The organism is Nocardia sp. NPDC005745 (assembly GCF_040630775.1).
GTDB lineage: Bacteria > Actinomycetota > Actinomycetes > Mycobacteriales > Mycobacteriaceae > Nocardia.
The window spans coordinates 7837-12623 of sequence record NZ_JBEXYF010000066.1 but is presented as its reverse complement, the minus strand read 5'-3'; the positions used below and the strand labels follow the sequence as shown (position 1 = coordinate 12623).

Below are 4787 nucleotides of genomic sequence, written 5' to 3'. Positions count from 1 at the left end.
TGCGGGCGCAGAGGTCGCTGTCTCACGATCGTGCTCTCTACGGTGAATTCGGCCGACGGACCGCCGTCATCGCAGTGACGGTGCGGTGGCCGCGCAGCAGAATGGTTCGCACACCTCGACGAACCCGTATCGGGTCGTCACGTAGATGGAGAACACGAGATGCACATCATGCGTCGTATCCAGCGGTCCCTGGTCGTCGGTACCGCCGCGGTCGCGGCGATCGCCGCGGTGTCCGGTACCGCCTCGGCGAATACCGCCGAGCGCGACATCGAATGGACGGTCCGCAACGAGGGCAGGTCGGTCGTGGCCGAGGTCGACTCCGGTCAGTTCCGTGTGGCGGGCAACGCGCTCGAGCTGGTCGATGATGCCGGCGCCCTGGTCCTCCAGGTTCCGCTGGCCCTGCCGGTCAACGACACCGTCGTGGCACTGGCGGTGGACTACGACAATCACTCCGCGCGCCTGACACCGGTCACCCGGGTCGCACCTTCCGATGTCCCGGTGGCGCCGGTCGTCACCGCCGACGAGATCGGCCTGATGGCCATTCCCGCCGCCATCGCCATGGGATCGGCCATCGGTTCGGCCATCGGCGGGGTACTCGGGTTGATCGTCGGCTGCGCGGTGGGCGCGGCGGGCACGCTCGCCGGCTGCGCCGTCGCGGGGGCCGCCGCCGCCGGTACCGGCGCGACGATCGGTGGCGTCATCGGTGCGGGTATCGGCGCGATCGTCGGCGCTCTGGCACCAACGCCGTAAATATCGCCCAACCAGGCGGCGCGGCTCGGCGCGGTGGGCTGCGCCGCCGCCTCACAGCGGTTCGGTGACACCACCGCGGCGGACCGCGCTGGGCGAACTCCCGGTCCAGCGGTAGTAGGCACGGCGGAAGTCGCGACCGCAACGGAAACCTGTTTCGCGCGCGATCGCCTCGATGGTCGATCCGGACTCCCGCAGCAGCAGAGTGGCGCGTCGTTCGCGTGCACTGTCCCGTAGGCTACTGAAACTGACTCCGGCGGAGTGTAATCGACGGCGAAGCGTGCGCTCGCTGACATGCAGATGGCGGGCGATGTCGGCGGCAGTCATCAGGACGCCGTACCGGTCGAGTAGCGCTTCGATCGCAGCGATGATTTCGGAACGCTCGTGTGGGCCACGCAGCAACCGGCGGCAGGCCTCGCTGGCCGCCTCACGGGTGGGCCTGTGGGCGAACGGGAGAGCGCGTTCGAGAATCGAGGCGGGGTACGAGATGCTAGCGGAGTCGGCCTCGAAGGTGACCGCGCTACGGAAGACACGGTAGTACATAGGTGCGTAAGCGGGGGCGGCGTAGGGGAATTCGATCGCGATCGGATTCAGGTCGGTGCCGAGCATCGTTCGAAGGAAGACGACTGTCGAGGCCAATGCTTCCTCGATCAGGAACGCGGTCAGCCTCGGATCGGGAATCCGGGGCGTCACCGTCATCGCGACCTCGTCGGCGTCGATCTCGAATCCGGGATCGACCAACGATCCTCCGGCCCGATGGAGTTCTGCACACAGGGTCAGCGCTTCGGCGATGGTCTCGCACGCACTCAGGGCCACCCCCAGCATCCCGGTGGAGACCAGGACATCGCGACCTCCCACGCGCAGTCCCAGTGGCCCCTGCGGCAGGGCATCGAGTGCGCGAGCGAGCACGGTCGCGTTCTGCTGCAACGACATCCGCGCGGAACCCAGAACTGCCGGATCCGTTGCGGCGATGTCGACGCCGTCGAACCACGGCGAGATCGCGACATCGTGGCGTCGGCCGATGTCGATCACGCCGGTCAGGATGATCGGGGGAACGACGTCGTCTACCGATCCATCGACGGACCCCTGCCGGGAAAGGTGCCGCATACTGTGACCTCGATGCTGAGTGAACGCCGCGTACGCGGCGGGGGACGGCGACTCGACCGCAGCGACCCAACTCGGGATGTGCACGCCCCTGTGCGCCGAGAATCGATCGACCACCCGCGACGATAGTCCAGATCGGCCGTATCGCCGGCGTAGCGGCGATGGTGTCCTTCGCCTGGGCAGCGACGGTCTCGCTGGTTCGGCAGGACCGCTTCGCATCCGAGCTGGTCAACCGACCAGTTGGAGGAAATCGGGTCCGCACCCGCTCGCGCGCAGGCCACGGCCCGTAATCGACATCACATCGACGCGACGGGGCGTCCGGCGGGCCATCCGACTACCTCGACCTCCGGCTGAACGGCACTCGCGGTGCTGCTGATGGACACCGCCGCCGCGCGCCCCTGATCGTCCCCGCCGGCAGCGCGTCCGCCCCGATCTTCCTCGCCACCGGGGATCGCCTTCATCCAGGACATGGCCGCTCATCGCCACCGGGACGTACCGCCGATCGCGAACCGGACGCGCTGAACTCGGCGCGCGGCATTCGAGCCGAGCGTCAGTTCCTGCCGTCGAGCGCAGGCATCATCGCGGGGCACCGCTCATGGCGCAGGCCGCCTGCGAGCAGATCGCGACAGGACCGGTCGAGCTGCCGGCCCGCGCCATGATCGCGACCCAGAATCAGGAGATGAGCCTCCTGACCGTCCAGCTCGATCCGGCGGCACGACAGGCCGAGGCCCTTGTCAGCTCAGCGACGCGATGCCGAGATCGGCGGACACCATGGCCATGAACGCGCGCATCGCCGACACCATGTCGAAACTCTCGTCGAGCAGCCACTGGTGTTCCAGGCCGATGAAGGCCGCGATGATCAGGGCGACGATCGTGTCGATGTCCACGTCCGCGGAGATCTCGCCGCGCTCCCTGGCTCGGAGTCCGAGCGCGACATAGTCGGCGCGCATCTGTGCCATGCGTCGGCGCGACCACCGCGCCGCCACTTCGGCACCTTCGCCGGTGGCCAGCGCGCACACATGTGCCAGCCGGATCACCTCGCGCGATACGAGATTGCGCTCGGTCGTCGCGACGACCCGCGCGAGCAGTTCGGGGAGGGTGAGGTCGTCGACGAAGGAGTCGGTGGACTCGTCATGTTGCTGGAGCACAGCCAGCAGCAACGACATCTTGTCCGGGAAGTGATGCAGCAGTCCGGGCCGGGACAATCCGGCCCGCTTGGCGATGGCGTGCAGCGACGATCCGGCGTAGCCGCGCTCGGCGAACACCGCGAGCGCGCTGTTGAGGATGCGCTCGCGGGCCGTTCGTCCCGCGTGCGTCGCGACCGCTGTGCGTGCCATCCGAATCTCCTTCGATCCGTCGCCACTGTACAAAATCGGCCGGATCGGCGGTCGGGTGCGCGACCTATCCCGACCCGGTGGGCGGCAGCGCGGGCAAACCGGGCAACCGCAGCGGGGAGTTGGGTACGCCTGCACCGTTCGGGTCCTGGAGGCCGTCACTGTTGGCATACGGGCTGGTACCGGGGGCCGCTTGCAGGGTGGTCAGATACTTCCATCCACCGGCGAGCAGACCGGCCGTACCGCCGACCACACCGCCGACCACACCGCCGGCGCCGGCGAAAGCGCCGATGGCGGCGGGCAACGTGGCCACACAGCCCGGCCCGACGACCAGGCAGGTGCTCGCTCCGACCGCCGCGCCGATGACGGCGCCGAGGACGGTCCCGGCGATCAGGCCGACCGTCGGCCCGACCGACATGGCGGTGGCGAAGTCGCCGAGTGCCAGCTGATTCTCCAGGGCGCCGGCCACCGGCCGAGGATCGGTCTCGACCGGTTTCAGGGTCAGACTGCGCCCGTCGTCGCCGACCCGCGTCGCGACCGGGTACGACACGCCGTCCCGTGTGTAGGCGGTCGGCAGCGTCTCGAGGCGCATGCCCCCGCTGTCGAAGACATCGACACCGTGGCCGCCCGCCGCGGGCGCGACACTGCCCGCGCGCAGCGACAGAACTACCGCGCCGTCGAGGATCGCGACGCCGTAACGCACCGTGGCGTCGGGTGTCGCGTGCGACGGCGCGGGGATCGTCGCCAGCACGGCCGCCGCGAGGGCCACCGTCCCGAGGCCACCTCTGATCACTCTCATCACCGCGCTCCGCTCATCGCTGCGTCGCCGGACGGGACAGATCCGGTGCGTACCTGCTGGTGCCCGGCGCGCCGTTGAGGGTCGTTACGTAGTCGTAGAGCGCAACGGCGACCGAGGGACCGGCCACCGCGATCATCCCGATCACGCCGCCCGCGGCGGCACCGATACTCAACACCGGCAGCACGGCGACCACGCATGCCACCGAAATGGCCGCGCAGGTGGCGCCTGCGACCGCCACCCCGATCCCGATACCGATGGCGGCCCCGATGGCGGTGCCGATCAGGGTACCGACCGACGTCGAGACGCTCACGGCATTGATCAGGTCGTTCGTCGCCAGCTGGTTTTCCAACGCAGACGCCACCGGACGCACCGCGGCGCGGTCGACACCGGTCAGATCGGGTCGCAGGCGCACCGTGTGACCGTCGTCGGAGATCTGGTAGGCGAGCCCTACGGGCATACCGTCGACCCGCGCCGACAGCGGCAGTCGGTCGAGGATCTGCCCCGCGTCGTCGCGCAGCAGCAGTGTGGTGGTCGCCGTGTCGAACGCGAAGTGCCCGTCCGCGACGGTCGTGACCACGGCATCGTCGACCAGGGCAGCGCGGAACTCGACACCGGGCGACCGGATCTCGGGCGAGGCGTGGGCGGCAGTCTGCGTGAAAGCCATTGCACCTGCCAGGAGCGCACTCGCGCAGGCGATCTTCCTGATTGTCATCGAAAGAGTCCTCGGGTCAGCGAGCTTCGTCGGGCGAAGACTCGTACAGCGGGCCTACCGACTAAACGGTAGGTCAGCTTGAGAAAATGTG

General features: G+C 68.9%; 6 protein-coding genes. 1 reads left to right on the top strand and 5 read right to left on the bottom strand.

Features of this window, described 5'->3' with window-relative positions:
- The first annotated feature begins 159 nt into the window (after positions 1 to 159).
- Positions 160 to 750, top strand: a complete 591-nt coding sequence (locus tag ABZ420_RS35350; protein ID WP_357132364.1) for a hypothetical protein — start codon at positions 160 to 162, stop codon at positions 748 to 750.
- 51 nt (positions 751 to 801) lie between these two features.
- Here the strand turns inward: ABZ420_RS35350 and ABZ420_RS35345 are convergent, their stop codons facing one another.
- From ABZ420_RS35345 to ABZ420_RS35325, 5 genes are all read right to left on the bottom strand, one after another.
- A complete protein-coding gene (locus ABZ420_RS35345; protein ID WP_357132360.1) occupies positions 802 to 1854 on the bottom strand; it encodes an AraC family transcriptional regulator ligand-binding domain-containing protein in 1053 nt (350 codons plus the stop codon).
- Between the two features lie 293 nt (positions 1855 to 2147).
- Complete coding sequence (locus ABZ420_RS35340) at positions 2148 to 2321, bottom strand: hypothetical protein (protein WP_357132357.1); 174 nt, start codon at positions 2319 to 2321, stop codon at positions 2148 to 2150.
- A 264-nt stretch (positions 2322 to 2585) separates the two neighbouring features.
- Entirely contained in the window at positions 2586 to 3188 is a 603-nt protein-coding gene (locus ABZ420_RS35335; RefSeq protein WP_357132354.1) for a TetR family transcriptional regulator, read from the bottom strand.
- Between the two features lie 64 nt (positions 3189 to 3252).
- Positions 3253 to 3984: a hypothetical protein gene (locus ABZ420_RS35330; RefSeq protein WP_357132351.1), complete on the bottom strand. Its 732-nt coding sequence runs from the start codon at positions 3982 to 3984 to the stop codon at positions 3253 to 3255.
- 13 nt (positions 3985 to 3997) lie between these two features.
- Positions 3998 to 4648: a hypothetical protein gene (locus tag ABZ420_RS35325; RefSeq protein WP_357132348.1), complete on the bottom strand. Its 651-nt coding sequence runs from the start codon at positions 4646 to 4648 to the stop codon at positions 3998 to 4000.
- Positions 4649 to 4787 lie beyond the last annotated feature (139 nt).